This is a genomic window from Clostridium sp. CS1-1 (assembly GCF_056135525.1).
The window spans coordinates 4,625,433-4,646,503 of the sequence record NZ_CM148680.1; the positions used below are offsets into that span (position 1 = coordinate 4,625,433).

The following is a 21,071-nucleotide window of genomic DNA, read 5'->3' on the forward strand; positions in this document are numbered from 1 at the left end:
CTTATCTTTTATAATCCTGCTTCATCTAATATAAATGGCACATTTTCTTCCGCACCAATTGCCATTATATGGACTCCATCACAAAGTTCCTCTTGTTTAGCTTGTCTTATAAATTCTCCGGCTATTTTTATTCCTTCTTTAACCTTATCTTCAGCATTCTTCATTCTCTCGATTAATTCATCAGGTACATATATTCCTGGTACATTTTTATTCATGTACTTTGCCATACCTGCTGATTTTAGTGGTATTATGCCGACCATAAGCTTTGCATCCAAATGCTTAGTCTTTTCCCTAAAGTTTTTTAAAGTATCTATATCATATACAGCTTGGGTTTGAAAAAACTTCGCACCAGCTTTTATTTTCTTTTCCATCTTCAATATTTGTAATTCCACTGGATCATATTTCGGGGTTACACAGGCCCCTAAATAAAATTCAGGTTTTCCTTTCAACTCGTTACCAACCATATCCTTACCATGAGAAACAGTATTTGCTACCTGAAGGATTCCTACGCTATCAAGGTCATAAACTGGTTTAGCACCTGGATGATCTCCTGTCATTGTGAAATCTCCAGTTAGAGCTAAAACGTTTTCTATTCCAAAAACTCCTGCTGATAGAAGTTCACCTTGGATTGCTATTCTATTTCTGTCTCTCCCTGTTATTTGTAGAACAGGCTCAAGCCCTGCATCCTTTAGTACCTTACATGTTGCTAAGGAGGTGGCCTTTAATGTGGCAGACTGAAAATCTGTAACGTTAACTCCATGAACTCTTCCTTTTACTGATTTAGCACATTCTATTAAATGAGAAAGATCTATACCTTTTGGAGGAGCCATTTCTGTTGTAACTGCAAACTCTCCTCTTTCAAAAGCTTCTTTTAATAGGCTCATTTTGAGTCCCCCCTCAGTTATTTTTCCTTATCTTTTAAGTCTACTTTTCTTGGATGGGCACTAATTTGGTAATCTCTTGGCTCTCTTATCTCTAAGAGATTCTCAAGTTTGTTTTGCTCTTTTAATTTGTTATATATTGATATCCATGCACAATCGTTTTCTGGATTGACTTCGCATTTCCCATCTCTCGCACCACCGCAGGCTCCATTTAAAAGCCCTTTAGCACACATTGTTATTGGACATATTCCACCTGTCCATCCAAGTTGGCAATTTCCACAAGCCTTACAAGCTTCTGCATATTGCCCAACTCTTTCTACTTCACCTATAAATAGTGTGTTGTTACCAGGGTAAACAGGATTTTTTATAAGCTTTGCAACGGTTTGAGTTCCATCCCCACAAGCTATAGATAAAACCGCATCAGCTTCTTTTAGTTCTTCCTTTAAAGCTTTTAAATCTTTTTTAGTCTTTAGTAGGTTGCAGGAAGGGTCAAGTATCTTATATCCTAAAACTTCTATTCCCTTCTCCTCCAGCTTAGCTTTCATTTCTAAAGCCTCTGTATCTCCCCCAACCTTACAAGTTGATGCACATAAGGAACATCCTGTAATTACTACTTTTTTACTCTCTTTTAAATATTCAAGTATTTCTTCAAAAGGCTTTTTTTCTGAAATAATCATTTCTTACTCCCCCATCATTAACAAATACTTATAGGTTATTTTGTAACTTACATGCTTTTACTAATTGTTTAGCAAGTATTGAAGTAGTTACTGAACCCACTCCTGCTGGAACTGGCGTTACTAGTGATGCCTTTTCAAGACAGCTATTTGTATCTGCATCCCCACATAAATTTCCTTGCTCATCAACATTTATTCCAACATCTATAACTACAGCACCATCTTTAATATACTTAGAATCAATCATCTTAGCTTTACCAATACCAACTACTAAAATATCTGCTTCTCTACACACTGCAGGCATGTCTTCTGTTCTTGAATGACAAATAGTAACTGTAGCATTTTCATTTAAAAGCAACATTGATACTGGTTTTCCTACAACCATAGATCTACCTATAACTACCGCCTTTTTACCTTTCATTGGAACATTATAATGCTTTAATATTTCAATAACTGCAGATGGAGTACATGGTGCATACCCAGTTGTGTCGCTCTCCATTATCTTAGCTACATTTACAGGACTAAAACAGTCAATATCTTTTTCGGGAGCAATTATATATTTAATTACACTTTCATTTAATTGTTTTGGAAACGGCCTGAAAATCAGTATCCCATTAGTAGATTTATCTTCATTTATCTTTTTTAACTCTGATATAAAGTCATCTTGTGATATATCTTCTGGTAGCTCTTTGACTTCTGTAGCAATTCCTATAGAATCACATCTTTTTAAAGCTCCTCTTTCATAAGCTAGGTCACTTCCGTTAGCTCCAACTCTAATAATTGTTAGTTTTGGAGTAATACCCTTTGCCTTTAACTCTTCTACTTCATTAGCTAAAACTTCACTAATAGCATCTGCAACTGGTTTTCCTTTTATTATTTGACCCATACTTACAATCCCCTTTGCATTCAAATTAAGGACTACATTTTCATTATGTAAGTATTTCTTTAGGATAAAGGAATTTTACCCCAAAGAAATACTTTAACACATTACTCCGAAAGTGCCTTTACTACTTTTTTATAGACTTCATCTGAAATTTTTATTCCAGATTCTATTAAAGGTTCTGTTTCTTTCTTAACCTTTTCAACATAAGCCTTATCTTTAATAGAATTTATATTGATTATGACATTTAGCTCAGCCCCTATAATTGCAGCTCGCAAACACTGAACTCCTACACCTACATCGCTTATAGCAAGCTTCGAACAATTATCCACTAGAGCCTCATGTAGCTTAATTGACTCATAACATAGCTTGACTATTGATAGCGGAACTTCACAGGCATTTTTTAAACACTTTTCTAAAGTTTCTTCTTTTAATTTTTTCTGTTCTTCAGTCTCTTTAGGTAGTCCATATGCTTTTGATAGAGGTAGGAAACACTCTGCATCCGCATCTATCATTTTAATAAGCTCTTCTTGAAGTTCTGTAGCTTTTGCTAATATGCCTTGTAATTTTTCTTCGTACTCGACGAATTTTTTCTTTCCAATTGTCAAGTTACAAACCATGCTTCCAAGGGCCATTCCTATTGCCCCTGTAAGAGCTGCCGCACCGCCGCCACCAGGTACTGCTGCCTTTGATGCAAGAACTTCTATAAATTCAGCACTAGTTTTATCTGCTAGCTTCATTGTATCTTTCCTCCTAAAATTCTTTAGAATAATCCACTTATTACTCCATTTTCATCAACATCAATTCTCTCAGCTGCTGGAACTTTAGGAAGTCCTGGCATCTTCATTATTGAACCAGTTATAGCAACAACAAAACCTGCTCCTGCTGAAACTGTTACTTGTCTTACAGTTATATTAAATCCTGTTGGTCTTCCAAGCTTAGTTTGATCATCCGTTAAGGAATACTGAGTTTTTGCCATACACACTGGAGTTTTTCCAAATCCATTTTTCTCTAGCTCATCAATTTCCTTGTTAGCTTGATCTGTAAATAAAACATCATCTGCACCATATATTTTTTGAGCTATTGCTCTTATTTTCTCTCTTATTGGTAGTTCTGAATCATAAGCAAATTGGAATTTATTTTCTCCAGCTTCAATTAATCTTATTACTTCCTTAGCTACTTCAACTCCGCCTTCTCCGCCTTTTGCCCAAACTTCTGATAACTTAACATTTACCCCAAGTTCTTTACACTTATCTTCAACAAGTTTTAACTCAGCTTCTGTATCAGTTGGGAATCTATTTATAGCAACTACTGCTGGTAAATTAAATACTTTAGTTATGTTTTCAACATGCTTTAATAGGTTTGGAAGTCCCTTTTCAAGTGCTTCTAGGTTTTCACTGTTTAACTCAGTCTTTGGAACTCCACCATTGTATTTTAACGCCCTAACTGTAGCTACTATAACTACAGCATCTGGTTTTAAACCAGCCATTCTACATTTAATATCTAAGAACTTTTCTGCTCCAAGGTCAGCACCAAAACCAGCTTCTGTAACTACATAATCAGCAAAGTGAGTAGCCATTCTTGTAGCCATTATTGAGTTGCATCCATGAGCTATGTTTGCAAATGGTCCACCATGTACAAATGCTGGTGTTCCTTCAAGCGTTTGAACAAGATTTGGCTTTAATGCATCTTTAAGTAATGCTGCCATTGCACCTTGAGCATTTATTTGACCTGCTGTAACAGGTTCACCTTTTCTTGTGTATCCTACTACTATTCTTGCTAGTCTTTCTTTTAAGTCGTTTATGTCAGTTGCTAAACAGAAAATTGCCATTATTTCTGAAGCAACAGTTATATCGAATCCATCTTCTCTTGGCATTCCGTTTGCTTTTCCACCCATACCATCAACAACAAATCTTAACTGTCTGTCGTTCATGTCAACACATCTTCTCCAAACAATTCTTCTTGGATCGATATCTAAAGCATTTCCTTGAAATATGTGATTATCAATCATTGCTGCTAAAAGATTATTAGCTGCTCCTATTGCATGAAAATCACCTGTAAAGTGTAAGTTTATATCTTCCATTGGAACAACTTGTGCATATCCACCGCCAGCTGCTCCGCCCTTTACACCAAATACAGGTCCAAGTGAAGGTTCTCTTAATGCAACTATTGTATTTTTTCCAAGCTTAGATAATGCATCTGCAACTCCTATTGAAGTAGTCGTTTTGCCTTCTCCAGCTGGTGTTGGGTTAATTGCTGTACAAAGAATAAGTTTTGCGTTTTTTCCAGGAGTTTTCTTTAAAAGATTATAATCCACCTTAGCTTTATATTTTCCATAGAGTTCGATATCATCCTCAGTAAAACCTAGTTTTGAAGCTATCTCCCTAATGTCTTGTAGTTTACATTCTTGTGCTATTTCTATGTCAGATTTAAATCCCATTTATAATACCCCCATTTCTAATTTTTCTTTTATTTTTCTTATTTCTTCAACAGTCTCCTTATTAGAATCGTAAGGTGATTGGTTAGGTCTATCTGAGCTTCCTACGGTATCCTTATAATGTATGAATCCAAGGCAAGCACCTTCTTCTACATTTTGGAGTATATAATTTTCATCTTCTACATTCTTAACTTTATTTGCAACTACGAAAATTTTATCTATACCTATATCCTTTGCAAGCCTTTTTACATGCTTGTATGTTTGAATACTTCTTATTCCAGGCTCTACAACAACGATGAATGCGTCTACCCCTTGAGCTGTACCCCTACCTAAATGTTCAATTCCAGCTTCCATATCCATTATCACTATATCTTTGTTTTGTAATATTAAATGAGAAGTAAGCTTTTTAAGAAGAACATTTTCTGGACATATACAGCCTGTACCACCAGTATCCACTGTACCCATTGTTAGGAGTCTTACACCATTGTATTCCTTACAATATCTTTCAGGTATATCATCAACTTTAGGATTGATTTTAAACATTTTACCAAAGGACCCTGGAGTTGAACTTGTTCTCTCTGCAACTAACTTTTTCATTTCTGATATTGGAACAATTTCTTCTATTAAATTTTCGGGAAAACCCAGTGCTAATGCTAAATTAGGATCAGGATCAGCATCTACCGCTAAGACCTTATATTCTTCTTCAGCATATATTCTACTTAGTATGGCTGAGAATGTAGTTTTTCCCACACCGCCTTTTCCTGTTATAGCCAATTTCATTTTCATATGTAGACCCTCCTTTTTGCTATAATTATTGCTTCATATTATACCATATTTTTAGCCATATTTTTCCTCAGTATAATAACAAATTTTATTTGCTATTATACTGAGTTTTTACTTATCTCTTTATATCTGTATCATTCTGAGTACTTATCATTTTGATCCTATTTTTTGTTTCATTTTGATAAGTTTAATTGGATTTTGTTTACATAGTCAACATTCTATATATTGGCATAATTCTTGCTATAATGAATATTGAGAAAATAATCATTATAGATTAATCTTACATATTTATTTGATTCTTATATTCCTAACTTTTGACGTTTTTCATTTACTCTAGCAACGATCTGTTCAACAGTTTTATGTGGATCTGGTTCTACAAAGAACTTAGCTCCTACCCACTCTTCTATTCTATTAGTTAGTATATCAACAACTTCAGGACCACCTGTAACTGGAGGAACTACTCCAAGCCATGTGTCTATACCAGATGTTACAACATAAGTTCCTATTGCAACAGCTTTCTCTGACATATATTCTGGAGCTACCCCAACTACTGGTAAATCACACATGTCTACTCCTAAGTGATTAGCAGTTGTTCCAACTAATTCTAGGATACGGCTTATGTCTACGCATGATCCCATGTGTAAAACTGGTGGTATATCTACTAATTCACATACCTTTTTAAGTCCTGGACCAGCAAGTTCCCTTGCTTCTTTTCTAAGTAATCCATGTTTAGCTGCTGCTTGAGCTGAACAACCAGTAACAACAACTATAATATCATTTTTAATTAAGCCTTTTATTACTTCTATATGACCCTCATCATGAACATTCTTAGGATTGTTACATCCAACTACACCAGCTGCTCCTCTTATAACCCCTGCCACTATAACATCTGCAAGTGGTTTAGTACTTTGCATTGGTCCTATATGTGAGTTAACGACTCCATCTAACTTATTTAATATTTGCTCAACACTATAACCAACTTCTGCTTCTGACTTAAGCTCAGGTATCATAACCTTGCTCTTATCTCTATTCTTAAAGTTCATTATAGCTTCTCTTAATATAGTTTTAGCTGTTTCTAATCTATGCTCTTCATCCATCTCTATGTGAGTTGCTCCCTTTATACGAGCTTTTGGTGAAGTTGTTATAAACTTAGTATGATAACTTTCAGCCAACTTAGCTAATGCTGGGAATATACATTGTACGTCAACAACTAAAGCTTCAACAGCACCTGTTACAACTGCTAATTCCTGTTGCATAAAGTTACCTGCAAGTTTAACTCCATGTCTCATTGTAGCTTCATTTGCAGTACAGCACATACCGCAAAGATTTATTCCATCTGCTCCCACTGACTTAGCTAACTCTATGATTTCTGGTGACTCTGCAGCTTGTACAATCATTTCTGAAAGTGTTGGTTCATGTCCGTGTAATACTATGTTTACTTGATTATCTTCTAAAACACCTAAATTGGCTTCAGTATGTCTAGCTTGTGGAGTTCCAAACATAATGTCACTAAATTCTGTTGCCATATATGAACCTATCCATCCATCCGTTAATGAAGTTCTCATGGCAATTTTAATCATTGCTTCTGGATCTGCCATACATCCAATATGAGTTGAGTGCATAAGCCCTGCTATTTCTCTATCAACTGCTCTAGGCATTATTCCTAAGTCTCTCCATATTTGTTTTCTTTTTTCTGGTAAGGTTGGTGGTAAGCAAGGTTCCCCAAACTGTCTACCATAGTCTTGTAATCCTGTTGCTGCAAGTTCATGAGCTATTTCATATATATCTCTATCTTCAGTTTTTATGCCAAATCTTGCTGCTACTTTCATAAGCTTCTTTTCATCTTTAACTTTTATATCTCCGTCAGGACTTGAATGATATAAGTCTAAACAAATACTTCTACCATGATCAGAGTGAGCTGCTGTTCCTCCTGCTACCATTCTTGCAAAGTTTCTAGATACAATAGTATCTGCAGTAGCACCACAGATGCCTCTTTCAGCACCTTTGCCTGGAACTGGACTTACTCTACAAGGTCCCATTGTACAATTTCTACAACATACTCCTGCAGCTCCAAATCCACAAGGTGTCTTTAATATATCTTTTCTGTCCCAAGCTGTTTCTACCCCATCTTTTTTAGCCTTGTCCAACATTTGAAGAGTAGTTTGGTCAATTGAAAGTACTTTTTCACTCATTAATAATTCCCTCCTTATAGGATTGGCCCATCATAAAGATAGCATCCTAGAATAATATTACCTAAAACCCTATTTCTTATTTATTTGAGAATAACTGTATATCTACAGTTATAATTATAATGCCTTTAAATAGAAAAAGAAAGGGAAAATGTTAAATTTTAAACATTCTTTTTCATGAATTTAAAACCCAATAATTCTATCCTTACAATTTCAACTGAACTTTATTATCTTTGTATAACCCTATATATAATCCCATGTAGCTAAAATAAAACTAATGTCAAAACATCACAATAAACTTATTATAAAAAAGTACAACTTATTACTAAACTTGAACTTTATTTTTATACATTTTATTACTTTTTATGAAAAAAATTAAAATATATTTACCAACAAATCTCATCTAAGAATATTTTATCATAGTTTTATTCCGAATTGCAAAGCATTTTTGATGTTTTATTCAAAACATTTTGCCAAATTATTCTACAGTTAAGTATCATTTTTTCACTTATTAAATTATTACTAATCATAAAATATATTCCAAACTTTCTTTTTATAGAATATAATATACATAATTTCAAAAGCTTAACAATTAACTTTGTTAAATTTTTAGTAAAGTTTTTATTAAATTCAAACGTATCAAAAAATGTAGTTATCTTTAACTAAAAATGCACTTATCATATAGATGTGTGTGTTATTTTCGACATCCTTTGCTGAATTTTATATAAAGCTAGCTACAGTAAAATAATTTTCCACATTAATAATAGTAGTTTGACTACTACTTCTGTTTAAATACACTCTCATTGAAAATATATAAGAATCCTAGAAATGATAACTTAAATTTATTATTCTTGAGCTGTTATAGGTAAAATAAATATTGAAATTAAAAAAGTCAGATGGGAATTCCCATCTGACTTAAATATTTTTTATTAAATACTATTCCATCATAGCTACAAGCTTTTTGTTTAATGTCCATAATATTAGACCAAGAACTATTGATACTACTGCTATTCCACCGAATATTTGTAAGTGTCCTAACTGGTCCATGAATGAAGCTAAAACTCCTGCTAATTTATTTGCAATAGATGAACTTAATAGCCATACACCCATTAGTAATGATGCAAGTTTCTTTGGAGCTAACTTACTTACCATTGAAAGCCCTACTGGTGATAAGCAAAGTTCCCCCATAGTATGCAACCAATAAGCTCCAACAAGCCATAACACGTTAGCTTTTACAGCTACGTTATCACCTGCATCTCCTCTTTGTAAAACAGCTCCTACCATTAATAAAAATCCTACTCCTAAAAGTACCATACCTAGAGCCATTTTAGTAGGAATATTCATATCTCCTTTTGGTCTTCTTGCTAAATTTACCCATAATTTACCTATTATTGGTGCAAATATTACTATGAACACTGGGTTAAGTGATTGGAACCAAGATACTGGAAGTTCTGTTCCAAATGCATTTCTATTTATAAAGTCTTGTGTGTAAATTGTTAATGAACTACCTGCTTGTTCAAAACCAGCCCAGAAGAATACAACGAATGCTGTTATAATGAATATAACTGTAGTTCTTTTCTTTTCTTGAGCAGTAAGAGGTCTGTTTGTATCCTCTACTGATGTATTATCTTTACCTTTAACTTTAGTCTCAGCTTTTTTTCCAGCTTCCCCTAAGTACTTGTTGCCTAGTAGATTAAATATAAGTTGTCCTAAAACCATTCCTATACCAGCTGCTAAGAAACCATATCTAAATCCATAGTGAATGATCTCTCCGCCCTGTTTTACTGCAAAAATTTGCTCTGCTAAAGTACCGCATACAAGTGGAGCTATAAATGCACCTACGTTTATACCCATATAGAATATTGTAAATGCTGCGTCTTTTCTCTTGTCTCCATCTGGGTATAGTTGTCCAACAATTGTTGAAATATTTGGTTTGAAGAAACCGTTTCCTATTATAAGTAAAAATAATCCTAAGTATAGCGCGCCTTTGCTTTGGCTTGAGAACAACGCAAACTGTCCTGCTGCCATTGTTATACCACCTATTGTGATAGCTAATCTTTGTCCTAAGTATCTGTCTGATAAATATCCACCTATTAATGGAGTTAAGTAAACTAATGATGTATATGTACCATATAGACTCATAGCTTCAGCTTTATTAAAGCCTAGTCCACCCGCTACCAAGCTTGATGTTAAGTACATTACTAGTAACGCTCTCATACCATAGTAACTGAATCTTTCCCACGCTTCTACCGCGAAAAGCAAGTACAGTCCAGGTGGGTGTTTGATTTTTTCGTTTTGTTGATTTTTTGCAAGTTCCATGTTATCCCTTCCCCCTATGTATCTTAATATTTTATTTTCAAAATTATTCTACCATTATATTTTCGTTTTGACAAGATATCATTTATTACCATAGCAAACTTGCGTATAATTATTTCATTATTCTCATCGCAATTATGAATATATATACAATTAATCAATTAACGCTTTAACACAATGCTTTGAAATAGTTACTTTTAAGTCACTTGAATTGTAATCTTCCTTAAAAAGTATGTTCTACAACATATTTACAAGTAGGATCTATATCTTATAAAAGTGAATATATTCTTGCATGCTTTATCATATTTAAACGTTATCATATCATTTTTTTTAAAATTAATTAATAAAATCGATAACATTTTATCAAACTCTTACTACATTAAACGCAAATATGAATAAAATTATTTCAATTAATTTGCTACAATAAATTCATCTTACAAACCTTTAAGTTTTCACAAACTAATTTTTTATAGAAAATGTCTCTAATTCTCAATTAATCTTCATGTTTAGTTTCTCCAAATTATTCATAATTATACCAATTTATTTATAATTCGCCTACGTAAAACTTATATTTATAACAAAAAATTTATTTTGATAAATGTCTGAAAACATTTTCAAAGCAGTTCTATTTATAAATAAATTTTGTTATTAAAATGCCTGTTATATATATCTTAAACTAAATTCTATATACTGAAATATGATTAAAGCCCCAAAAATCATTAATTTAGATAATATGATTTGCACATCCCCCATGTGTAGCAATAATTCTAATAATTATAATAATATACTGAATTAATAATTATAATAATATACTAAATGAATAATCATAATTCTATTCTCCTATTTTCACTAATCTTCAAACCTAATTAGACATCAAAATTAATTCTATAACCTTAATTATAAAAATATATAAAAAAGAAAGCTTGTAAATTTATAAATTTACAAGCTTTCTTCAATGGCAGGGGCAGTAGGATTTGAACCCACAACCAATGGTTTTGGAGACCACTACTCTACCGTTGAGCCATACCCCTAAGGACAATATTTATTATATATGATATATTTAAATAATGCAAGTGTTTTATTAATTTATTTTTTAGTATTTTCTTTTTCATAAAGCTTTTTTAAATTTTCGATATTATTTCTAATTATAGATTCATAACTTATTTCATTATTGTTAACTCTTATTTTTACCGTTTTAATATTATACTGTTTTATTATATCTTCGTTATTCTTTAGCACTACATCATTATTATATAGAATCACGAGATTTTTAACATCCTTTAATTTCGATTGTAAATCTAATCTTGCCTTTTTATCTTCCGGTAATATTTTATTAGCAACATTATCCTTACTTAAATCTATTGTTTTAAAATCATTATATTTTACAAAGTAGTTTAGTTCATCTTCAACTGTTATAAATGTGTACTCAGTTATATTATCTTTTATACCTTTTAAATCCTTTTGATAATTTTCTACTTTCCTTAATTCTTCAGAAAAATTTTTTTCATACACATCTCTATTCTTAGGATCTTTATCCTGTATTGCATTTTTTATATTCACTAGTGCAATCTTGTAGTTATCTATATTTAGAATATAATACGGATTATCTTTCAATACTACATCATTATATTTTACTTCCTTATTATAAGATAGAAGCTTTACTCCCCTCGATACATTTATTACTCCAACCTTACTTTTATTAAGCTTATCTAGAAAAGAATTTATCCATGGTTCAAAGCCTGCTCCCATATAAATAAATAAATCCTTTTTTGCTATGTTACTTAGACTATCATTAGAAAATTTAAAACTCATCAATGCATCCTTATTATTGAACACATACTCAACCGAATGACTTTCCTTGACTATACTTTTCACCATACTATGAAGTAGTTTATCTGTAGTTACTATATTTAAATTTATATCCTTTTTTGTCTCCATTTTCTCCACTTCTTTTGTAACTGTTGATTTCTGCTCTGTTTTACTACTGCATCCTGTTAAAAGTAATATATAAAAAACTAAGATTACCACACTTAACCTTTTTCTCAAGTTATCCACCTCTGTGTCTTAAAAATAAAAATATATAATATATATTTTACATAATGTGGTTACACAATGCAAATAGTTATGAATTATAAATGAAAATTTAATCTTACTTTTCTTTTTGTAGTATTTTGGATAAAATATCTATGAGGTGAAATTTTATGGAATTTATTATAAACAATTTGGAAGAAACCATGAATCTAGGGAGAAAGATTGGTTCCCTGGCAAATCCAGGTGATATAATTTGTCTTACCGGAGATTTGGGTACAGGTAAGACACATTTTACTAAAGGAGTTGCAGAAGGCCTTCAAATATATAGTCCAATAACTAGTCCTACATTTACTATTGTTAATGAATATGAAGGGCGCTTAAAACTATATCACTTTGATGTTTATAGAGTTAATGATCCCGATGAAATTGATGCAATAGGTTTTGATGAATATATTTTTAGCAATGCTGTAAGTATCATTGAGTGGGCAAACTATATAGAAGAGTTAATTCCCAAAGAACACATCTGGGTAGAAATTAAAAAAATACCTGAAATGGGTATAAACTTCAGAAAAATTATAATACAATATTACGGTGACAGATATAACTATATAAAGGAGTTAAGATAAGAATATGAGAATTTTAAGTTTAGATTCGGCTACAGAATCAGCAACCTGTGCTGTATTAGAAGAGGATAGATTACTTGGAGAAATAACTTTTAACTATGAAAAACAACATTCTATTATACTAATGCCTATGATAGATACACTTCTAAAAAGTCTTAAACTAAACATTAGCTCTTTAGATGGATTTGTAGTTTCTAAAGGCCCTGGATCTTTCACTGGGCTTAGGATTGGCACTGCAACAATAAAAGGTTTAAGCCAGGGCTCTGGTAAGCCATTTGTTGGTGTTTCTTCATTAGATGCCCTTGCATATAATTTAGCATATACATCAGGAATCATATGCCCTATACTGGATGCCCTTAGAGAGAATGTTTATACAGCCTTATATAAATTTATTGATAATAAACTTACTATTATAAGTGAGTATATGGTTATTCCTATTGATGATTTAATTTCTCTTTTAAATAAACAAGGTCAACCTATTTGTTTTATTGGCGATGCAGTTCCAAAGTTTAAAGAAAAGCTCCTAGAAAGTATAAAAGATTCAAAGTTTGCACCTACTCATTTAAATCTAGTAAAATCGTCATCCCTAGGAGAGATTGGCTTGAATCTTCTAAAGTCAGGAATATCTGATGATTTATATACCTTCTCACCATTTTATCTTAGAAAATCTCAAGCTGAAAGAGAATATGAAAAGAAAATGGAGTCTACAAACAATGAATAACGATAATAGTATAGAAATATTATCCTTAAGACAAGAACATATAGACAGCATAATAATGATAGAAACGCTTTGTTTCCCTACTCCTTGGAGTAAAGAATCCTTCGAAAGAGAGGTTGAAACTAATAAATTCGCAAAATATATTGTCGCTAAAAAAGATGATATAATAATAGGTTATGCTGGTATGTGGCTTATTTTAGATGAAGGACATATAACAAATATAGCTGTACATCCTGAATATAGAGGAATAGGAGCTGGAAACTTATTATTAGAATCTCTTATCGAAATATGTAAAGTGGAATCAGCATCAAGCATCACCCTTGAGGTTAGAAAATCTAATGTAATCGCTCAAAGTCTTTATAAAAAATATGGATTTATTGAGGAAGGTGTAAGAAAAGGGTACTATGGAGACAATAAGGAAGATGCAATTATAATGTGGAAGCATAATGTATAGAGGTAAGGAGCAAGTGAGGCTATAAAAATAAAGCTTCGATACGGTTAAATATTTTATTTAGTTCTAGGGCTCGTAGATATATAAAATCAAGAACTTTTAATAACTCGCTGCCGCTCAGACAATTAAAAGTTCTAAATTTTTCATATCTACTTCGCCAAGAACTAATATAAAATATTTAAATGCATTCTTAGCTTTATTTTTATAGCCTCACTTTACGTCACTATCCCTTTCACATTTAAGTTAGCACTTACTGAAAAAATTGCATCACGTGGAAACAAAAAGTGATGACGCTGATATCATTAGAGATATTCATTGTCATCACTTTTATTATTATTCAATTACTATTCTATTGTAATTCTTTTTACCTCTCTTGATTAGCATGCTTCCGTCATTGAAGTTTTCTTCTGTGACGTTCATGTTAGCATCTGTGATTTTTTCATCATTTATTGTAAGTCCGCCTTGCTGTACTAATCTTCTTGCCTCACTTTTTGATGGTAGTATTTTTGTGTTCACTAGAAGATCTACTACAGTCCATCCTAGTGAGTCTTTTCCTATTGTTACTGTCGGTACTGCACTCATGTCTTGACCACCAGCAAACAACGCTTCAGCAGCAGCCTTAGCACTTTGTGCTTCTTCTTCACCATGTATTAGCTTTGTAACCTCGTAAGCAAGCACTTTTTTAGCTTCATTTATTTCAGCGCCCTCAAGTGATCCAAGTCTTCTAACTTCATCCATAGGTAAGAAAGTTAAAAGTGCTAAGCACTTTTCTACATCCGCATCATCTACATTTCTCCAGTACTGATAGAAATCATACGGTGAAGTCTTTTCGGCGTCAAGCCATAATGCTCCCTTTTCTGTCTTCCCCATCTTTTTACCTTCACTAGTAGTTAGAAGCGTGAAAGTCATTCCAAAAGCCGGTTTACTTTCTTTTCTTCTAATTAGGTCTACGCCAGCCAATATATTAGACCACTGATCATCTCCACCCATTTGAAGTACACAATTGTGTCTTCTATTAAGTTCTAAGAAATCGTAACCTTGCATTAACATATAATTAAATTCGAGGAAAGTTAATCCTTTTTCAAGCCTTTGCTTATAACACTCAGCTGTGAGCATTCTATTTACAGAGAAATGTGCACCAACTTCTCTTAAAAATTCTACATAATTTAAGTTTAGCAACCAATCTCCGTTATTTGACATAATTGCTTTTTCATCATTAAAATCGATAAGCTTAGAAAATTGAGCCTTAAAACAATCAGCGTTATACTGAATTTGTTCCTTTGTCATCATTTTCCTCATATCAGTTTTGCCGCTTGGATCTCCAATCATTGCGGTACCACCACCTATTAAGGCAATAGGTTTATGTCCTGCTCTTTGCATATGTGCCATAACCATCATTTGTACAAAGTGTCCTACATGAAGGCTATCTGCAGTTGGATCAAATCCTATGTAAAATGTTACTTTCTCCTTTTCCAATAATTCTTTAATTTCCTCTTCATGAGTAGTCTGCTTTATGTATCCACGCTCTAGCAGTGTATCATAAATGCTAGCCATTTGAACCACTACCTTTCTACTATATTAAAATTGTCATTCTTTGCTATAACTTATAGTATATAATTAAAGTATTTTTTTATCAATAATTAAATACATATAACACAACTTTTATGGTAAAATTTATTATGTGAATAATATTTTTCTGAAAGGATGTAATTTATGCAGAGTTGGTCTTTTAAATCTCTAGTTTTGTGCAACGAAATTAACTTAAATGCTATAGCTCCTCACTTTGGAATTAATCGCAAATTTAAATGGGAGGATCCTTTAGTACTATCTGATAGAAAATTAAGTGGTATACTTAGAGAACCAGGCGATAAATGTGTTTACATATATTACTTTGGAGCTTTAGTTTTCATAAATATGGAATTTCATGAAATACAAGATATTATAAAATATATAAAAAACATTGATTCTAATCTTAAAAATAACTCTCCAAATGAGTATATTGATGAATATAAACTTGAGGTAGATGCTACATATGAGTATTCACTATATAATGATTTAATGACATCACCCGAATTTACGCCATACTATCTTGATATAATATCTCTTGTACTAGCTAAATCTACTTCTTTAAAAAAAATAGAAACAGATATTGACAAACTTTTAGATAGCATAGAAAACATAATGAACTATCTTGATACAGGTAAATTTACCATGTCTGATCACCAAATATCAAAAACCTCTGCTAAAGTGTTGAGATTTAAGTATAATACTATTTCCTACCTAATGCTTTTAGATAAACCTAAAGCTGCATGGGATAACGAAGATATAGAAAACTTTTTTCTTCAAGTAATTTCTCTTTTCGATTTAGATGAAAGGTATAAGAAAATAAATAATAAAACAGAAATACTTCAAGATATAACAGACGTATTTACTTCTCTATCTCATGAAAAAAGAGGGACTAAACTAGAAATAATGGTTATTATTCTTATCTTATTTGAGCTTATTATATCAATAGTAGAGTTTATATTAAAACATTAAAATAATTTAAGGCTGGATTTACAAATCCAGCCTTAATATATAAATTCAAAAGTTGTTTTCTACCCAATTTTGCCTCTTGTAGAATAATATAAATTTATCCTAGGCAACGTATCTCAGTATAAAATCCGGCATTTCCTTTTCTTCATTTATATTTATATAGAAATCGATTGCATATTGGCATGATAGCTTTTCAAGGGCATAAAATAATTGTGCTGCATCGTGAAGATTTTCATCAATAATATTAAACAATCCATCAATACAAATTGTATCAATATCATAATCTTCTGAAACTATGCCGCACAAGAAACCATAAAAACTTTCCTGCTTTCTTAAACTAAATTCACTTGTGTTAATAAATCTTATTGTTCTGTCTAACTGCAATAAAGGCCTGTTATCGTCATCAATATAGACAATATGACCTCTTGCTTCCATTGCCTTTTCATTAGCTAAGCTAATTAATGCTTTAGTTTTTCCTGAACCTCTTTTGTTACAAAATACGTGAATCATGTTTACCACCCCTTACTTAATATTTAGGTGCTATCCTTATAAATAAATTATATAATATTCAGAATATTTTTTCAACAGATTATTTACTTTTTTTTATAATTTATCCAATGACTGAGAAAAACTATTCCAATACTATATTACCTAACTTAATTAAATATGATTATTTTATTTAAAATTTTTCGCACCAGGATATATCACTTTAAATTCTCCATCACTTATGGAGTTTATAAAGTTTACTCTTCCTTTTCGCTTGAATGCTTTCTGCATTCTATTAAATCCTCTACCTGATTTTAAAAATCTAACTTTACTATCTAATGCAATTATTTTTTCGTATACCCACATATTTCTTTTTACATAATTAATATATCCAGTGTTACTTCCTTTTATTAATATGCCCGGACTATTAATAATAATACTACTATAACCAACAACTACCTCAATAACTTTATTGAACATCGTATAATCTCTATATAATATGGCATTACGTATCCCTTCATTAATTGCTTCTATTGGATAAGATTTTGAGAGAATATCTCGAAGTACGTTTTCACTTTTATCTATCATAGTTAACAAATCACCTTGAATTATTATATTTTCCTCTAAATTCTTGTTAACCTTATTGACTATCTTTATCATATTATGTGGTATATAGATATTATTAGTTTCGCTAAAAACCAATAATCCACCTAATGTGACCATATACTTCCCAGTATCCTTATCCATATATATTATTGATGTATTTTCCATTAACTCTATTCTATTTTCATCATCTATTTTTATTCCTTGAGAAATAAAGTATTTATCTACAAAGTCTTTATTTATACACTGCACATCACTGTGAGGTATTGGGCACAATTCTGCATTTAAGCTTAAATTCTCCTGGAGTGCGGAAATAATTTCTCCTTTTCTCATCGTATCATTTGTAGAACCCCTTCTTATATAAAAAGCACCATTATCTCGTAGTTGGTATGGTTTTTGCGGCCCATCATATATACTTATTATTGCTACCTTTTTATTTTCATACTCTATGACTTCTACAGATATAGGCACTGGTGGATCAATTCTTGAGCTTATTATTTGTTGTATCTTTTCTTCATTAAATCCTTGTTCTTCAATACCTATAACTTTCTTCGTCTTGTCTTCTACTCCTACTATTAAGTATCCCCTTCCCCCTTTGGAATTAGCTATAGCACATATATCCTTAGCCAGTTCTTTCCTACCACTATCAGTCTCCATCTGAATATTTTGCTTAAAATCTAGCTTCGGCCCCTCTATTTTTTTTAACAAATTCATAAGCTTTTTTTTGTCCATATTAACAACTCCATATTTATTATAATAATATTATATTCACTTTTTCACTAAATATTTTTATAACTTAATTATACATCACTGGTATATCTTTTATAATATGTTACACAGGCATATTAAATCTAATTTTATAATATTGTTTTTTTAGGTAAATATGGTATAATAATTTTAGAGTTTTACTCTAAAATTATTAGTATAGGTCAATTTTTCATGGTAACTTATTCTCCTTAATCGTAGGAGATAAGCAGTAAAAAAGAAAATTAGTCCTATGGTTCAAGGAGGTTTTTTAAATGGCAGATAAGACAATTGTATGCAAAGATTGTGGTAAGGAATTTATATTTACAGAAGGTGAGCAAGCTTTCTACAAAGAAAAAGGATTTGAAAACGATCCTGTAAGATGCCCAGACTGCAGAAGAGCTAGAAAAGCTGAAAAAAATAATATGAGAAACAGATAAGAATTCTAAAGAGAGGTGTTATATACCTCTCTTTTTTTCCCATAGAAACTAAGTTAAATATTTAAATTCTTTTAAATAAAATAAGATGGGGTTTATTCAACCCCATCTTATTTTACTACTCTCGCTTTCTTTAGTACCTTCCCTATAGGCAATGCTAAAACTATACCTGCTATAACTTGTGTTATGTTGCCAGGAATTTCAGCAGCAGAAAGGATGAACGCTTGACCAAAGGCTACATTCATTACAAAATGCATAATGATAACACCCGCTAGGTAATATGCTACTATCATCCATATTCCACCTAAAATAAATGCAAATATATTGTTAAACATATTATTTCCTTCGTAGTTCTTTCTATAGGCTATAGTTCCAGCTATATAAGCCATAAGCCCCTTTATCAAAAATGTAAATGGTGCCCATATTGCATATGGTGACAGCAAATCGAACATACACATACCTATAGCAGCAGCTAAAAATGCTTTCTTTCTACCCAATAATATTGCAGCTAGAAAAACCATGGTATCTCCTAGATGAACTACTCCCTTAACAATAACTCCACTTGGAATATTTATTACCGCCGTTGCAACATAGGTCATAGCAGCCATAAGTGCTATCTGAACCATATCCTGAACTTTTAAACTGCCTAATGTAGCTTTTTTCTGTTCCATTATAGATTTCACACTCCTTACTTATTTCGTAAATTTAAAATCTTAATTTCATTATATTAGTAATTACAAAAATCGCAAATGTAACGATACATTGACTTAAAGATTCTTAAAAATTTTATAATAATTTTCATTTATAATGTTAACAATAATATTATAAATACTAAATTTAATAGTTTTTCACTGAAATCATCAATAAGTTAAGTAAATCTAAGAGCGTTTTGTCACTTTGACTATCGCCTATGAGATAAAGTTCTAATTCAAGAGGATGGGAGTCTCGGTGACAATTAGCTACTAAAATTTTTGATTGGAGGTAGTATTTATGACTTTTTTACGCTGGCTCGGTGGCTTTGTGCTATTATTTTGGCTTGTAGGATTAATTTTTAGAATTGGCGGCGGTTTTATCAATCTTCTTTTAATTGTAGCTGCAGTAGTTTTTATCGCAGATGCATTATTTGGAAGAAGAAAAAACATGTGATATTTCAACAAAAAAGCTCAGGAAAATTCCTGAGCTTTCTTTAGTTGTAATATAGATTTAATGCTAATAATAACTAAATTTGCTTATGTACTTTCTCTAATCCTCTATGATATAATTTATTCTGTATGAGGAGGGATGATAAATTTATGTCTAATTTTACAGAAAATCCGACAATAAAAATGATAAAAAACTTGTCTATTAAAGCCTTTGACTTATTAAATAAATATTATTTTATTCTGATAGGTTTATATCTTTTACGAAATGCTGTCTTAACTGCACTACATTCAGATAGTGGAGTCGATTATAAGGCATATTTGTTCTTATTAGCATTTGCGAGTTTTACGGCTTATTCCGAGCTTCGTAAAGATGTGAAATGGATTCCATTTTTGGCATTATGTGTTCCATTTTTAATGTTTGTTTCATATTTAAACGTTCACGGATATGAACTATGGGGCAAGATGCTCAGCTGGCAAATGAGTAAGGATATTGTTATAGATTTAAATTCGTCCTTTAGTAAGATTCCTTTTAATGATGCTAGCTTTGCAAGAATATACAAACCTGAGACTCTTACTTGGTTCTTAAGAATGGTTTATAATAATGGTTTTGTGTTACCTGTACTACTTCCGCTTTATAGAGCAGCCATATCCAAGGATTTTAAAAAGATGCTCAGATATGGGTTATCCGGACACATTGTACAAGTATTCTTAATTACACCATTTTATCTTATGTTTCATTTACAGGAAGTATGGTATGTACTTGGACATCCTGATGGATTAGCAAGAAACTTAAGTCCACAAGCAGCTGCAGGTGTTACTTTAAATTGCTTCCCATCGATGCATACATCTATATCTTTCGCCATGTTCCTCTTAGTAATAAGGGAAAGAAACAGGCTTTTCAAATATGTCTGGGGATTTTTCTGCTTAAGTGTAGTTTTCTCTACGATGTATCTAGAAATACATTGGGTAATAGATGTACTAGGTGGTATGCTACTTGCCTATGGAACTGTAAAACTTGTGGATTTTGTTTTAGATAAAGGAAAAATTGTACTATCAAATATACTTAACTCCTATTATTATAATAAAAAGCTCAAAACAACTTATATAAATAATCTTTTTGTTGATTCAATACAATAAGGTA

At 31.7% G+C, this 21,071-nt stretch carries 20 protein-coding genes and 1 tRNA gene; 7 read left to right on the plus strand and 14 right to left on the minus strand.

The genetic code is table 11. From position 1 onward, the window contains the following. Positions 1-8: 8 nt before the first annotated feature. From AC0N0V_RS21910 to AC0N0V_RS21955, 10 genes are all read right to left on the minus strand, one after another. The gene (locus tag AC0N0V_RS21910) at positions 9-884 is read right to left on the minus strand and encodes a methylenetetrahydrofolate reductase (RefSeq protein ID WP_474461016.1); all 876 of its coding nucleotides are present in this window, start codon (positions 882-884) and stop codon (positions 9-11) included. Positions 885-901: 17 nt separating this feature from the next. Then, a complete protein-coding gene (locus tag AC0N0V_RS21915) occupies positions 902-1,558 on the minus strand; it encodes a methylenetetrahydrofolate reductase C-terminal domain-containing protein (protein WP_474461017.1) in 657 nt (218 codons plus the stop codon). 28 nt (positions 1,559-1,586) lie between these two features. Continuing rightward, on the minus strand, positions 1,587-2,441 hold the full coding sequence (locus AC0N0V_RS21920; RefSeq protein ID WP_474461018.1) for a bifunctional 5,10-methylenetetrahydrofolate dehydrogenase/5,10-methenyltetrahydrofolate cyclohydrolase: 855 nt from the start codon (positions 2,439-2,441) through the stop codon (positions 1,587-1,589). Positions 2,442-2,542: 101 nt separating this feature from the next. Then, positions 2,543-3,175: a cyclodeaminase/cyclohydrolase family protein gene (locus AC0N0V_RS21925; RefSeq protein ID WP_474461019.1), complete on the minus strand. Its 633-nt coding sequence runs from the start codon at positions 3,173-3,175 to the stop codon at positions 2,543-2,545. Positions 3,176-3,198: 23 nt separating this feature from the next. Continuing rightward, positions 3,199-4,875 carry a formate--tetrahydrofolate ligase gene (locus AC0N0V_RS21930; protein WP_474461020.1) on the minus strand — a complete coding sequence of 559 codons (1,677 nt, stop codon included), beginning with the start codon at positions 4,873-4,875 and terminating at the stop codon, positions 3,199-3,201. Next, complete coding sequence (locus AC0N0V_RS21935; RefSeq protein ID WP_474464611.1) at positions 4,876-5,652, minus strand: ATP-binding protein; 777 nt, start codon at positions 5,650-5,652, stop codon at positions 4,876-4,878. Positions 5,653-5,954: 302 nt separating this feature from the next. Beyond that, positions 5,955-7,847 (minus strand): anaerobic carbon-monoxide dehydrogenase catalytic subunit, encoded by a 1,893-nt coding sequence (cooS, locus tag AC0N0V_RS21940; RefSeq protein WP_474461022.1) that lies wholly within the window; start codon positions 7,845-7,847, stop codon positions 5,955-5,957. 933 nt (positions 7,848-8,780) lie between these two features. After that, positions 8,781-10,163: a peptide MFS transporter gene (locus AC0N0V_RS21945; protein ID WP_474461023.1), complete on the minus strand. Its 1,383-nt coding sequence runs from the start codon at positions 10,161-10,163 to the stop codon at positions 8,781-8,783. A gap of 953 nt (positions 10,164-11,116) precedes the next feature. After that, positions 11,117-11,191 (minus strand) — tRNA-Trp (locus AC0N0V_RS21950). 55 nt (positions 11,192-11,246) lie between these two features. Continuing rightward, complete coding sequence (locus AC0N0V_RS21955) at positions 11,247-12,215, minus strand: metal ABC transporter substrate-binding protein (RefSeq protein ID WP_474461024.1); 969 nt, start codon at positions 12,213-12,215, stop codon at positions 11,247-11,249. Between the two features lie 146 nt (positions 12,216-12,361). Between AC0N0V_RS21955 and tsaE the strand changes: the two genes are divergently transcribed. From tsaE to rimI, 3 genes are read left to right on the plus strand one after another with little or no spacing between them, the layout of a single operon-like run. Next, on the plus strand, positions 12,362-12,817 hold the full coding sequence (tsaE, locus tag AC0N0V_RS21960; protein ID WP_474461025.1) for a tRNA (adenosine(37)-N6)-threonylcarbamoyltransferase complex ATPase subunit type 1 TsaE: 456 nt from the start codon (positions 12,362-12,364) through the stop codon (positions 12,815-12,817). Between the two features lie 4 nt (positions 12,818-12,821). Continuing rightward, complete coding sequence (gene tsaB / locus AC0N0V_RS21965; protein ID WP_474461026.1) at positions 12,822-13,535, plus strand: tRNA (adenosine(37)-N6)-threonylcarbamoyltransferase complex dimerization subunit type 1 TsaB; 714 nt, start codon at positions 12,822-12,824, stop codon at positions 13,533-13,535. Beyond that, positions 13,528-13,986, plus strand: coding sequence for a ribosomal protein S18-alanine N-acetyltransferase (gene rimI / locus AC0N0V_RS21970; RefSeq protein WP_474461027.1), 459 nt, complete (start codon positions 13,528-13,530; stop codon positions 13,984-13,986). The genes tsaB and rimI overlap by 8 nt, the downstream gene beginning before the upstream one ends. Positions 13,987-14,316: 330 nt before the next feature. On the opposite strand, the gene tyrS is transcribed toward rimI, so the two are convergent. Next, positions 14,317-15,537: a tyrosine--tRNA ligase gene (gene tyrS / locus AC0N0V_RS21975; RefSeq protein ID WP_474461028.1), complete on the minus strand. Its 1,221-nt coding sequence runs from the start codon at positions 15,535-15,537 to the stop codon at positions 14,317-14,319. Between the two features lie 159 nt (positions 15,538-15,696). On the opposite strand from tyrS, the gene AC0N0V_RS21980 reads away from it, so the two are divergent. Then, the gene (locus tag AC0N0V_RS21980; protein WP_474461029.1) at positions 15,697-16,521 is read left to right on the plus strand and encodes an RMD1 family protein; all 825 of its coding nucleotides are present in this window, start codon (positions 15,697-15,699) and stop codon (positions 16,519-16,521) included. Between the two features lie 99 nt (positions 16,522-16,620). Here the strand turns inward: AC0N0V_RS21980 and AC0N0V_RS21985 are convergent, their stop codons facing one another. Both AC0N0V_RS21985 and AC0N0V_RS21990 read right to left on the minus strand, forming a co-directional pair. Continuing rightward, positions 16,621-17,028 (minus strand): hypothetical protein, encoded by a 408-nt coding sequence (locus tag AC0N0V_RS21985; protein WP_474461030.1) that lies wholly within the window; start codon positions 17,026-17,028, stop codon positions 16,621-16,623. Between the two features lie 165 nt (positions 17,029-17,193). Then, the gene (locus AC0N0V_RS21990; protein WP_474461031.1) at positions 17,194-18,339 is read right to left on the minus strand and encodes an AlbA family DNA-binding domain-containing protein; all 1,146 of its coding nucleotides are present in this window, start codon (positions 18,337-18,339) and stop codon (positions 17,194-17,196) included. A 287-nt stretch (positions 18,340-18,626) separates the two neighbouring features. On the opposite strand from AC0N0V_RS21990, the gene AC0N0V_RS21995 reads away from it, so the two are divergent. Next, positions 18,627-18,791 (plus strand): zinc-ribbon domain-containing protein, encoded by a 165-nt coding sequence (locus tag AC0N0V_RS21995; protein ID WP_474461032.1) that lies wholly within the window; start codon positions 18,627-18,629, stop codon positions 18,789-18,791. A gap of 107 nt (positions 18,792-18,898) precedes the next feature. Here AC0N0V_RS21995 and AC0N0V_RS22000 read toward each other — a convergent pair whose 3' ends face one another. Further along, positions 18,899-19,459, minus strand: coding sequence for an ECF transporter S component (locus AC0N0V_RS22000; RefSeq protein ID WP_474461034.1), 561 nt, complete (start codon positions 19,457-19,459; stop codon positions 18,899-18,901). Between the two features lie 319 nt (positions 19,460-19,778). On the opposite strand from AC0N0V_RS22000, the gene AC0N0V_RS22005 reads away from it, so the two are divergent. Continuing rightward, the gene (locus AC0N0V_RS22005) at positions 19,779-19,934 is read left to right on the plus strand and encodes a DUF5670 family protein (protein WP_474461035.1); all 156 of its coding nucleotides are present in this window, start codon (positions 19,779-19,781) and stop codon (positions 19,932-19,934) included. Positions 19,935-20,113: 179 nt separating this feature from the next. After that, a complete protein-coding gene (locus AC0N0V_RS22010) occupies positions 20,114-21,067 on the plus strand; it encodes a phosphatase PAP2 family protein (RefSeq protein ID WP_474464612.1) in 954 nt (317 codons plus the stop codon). The last annotated feature ends 4 nt before the right edge of the window (positions 21,068-21,071 follow it).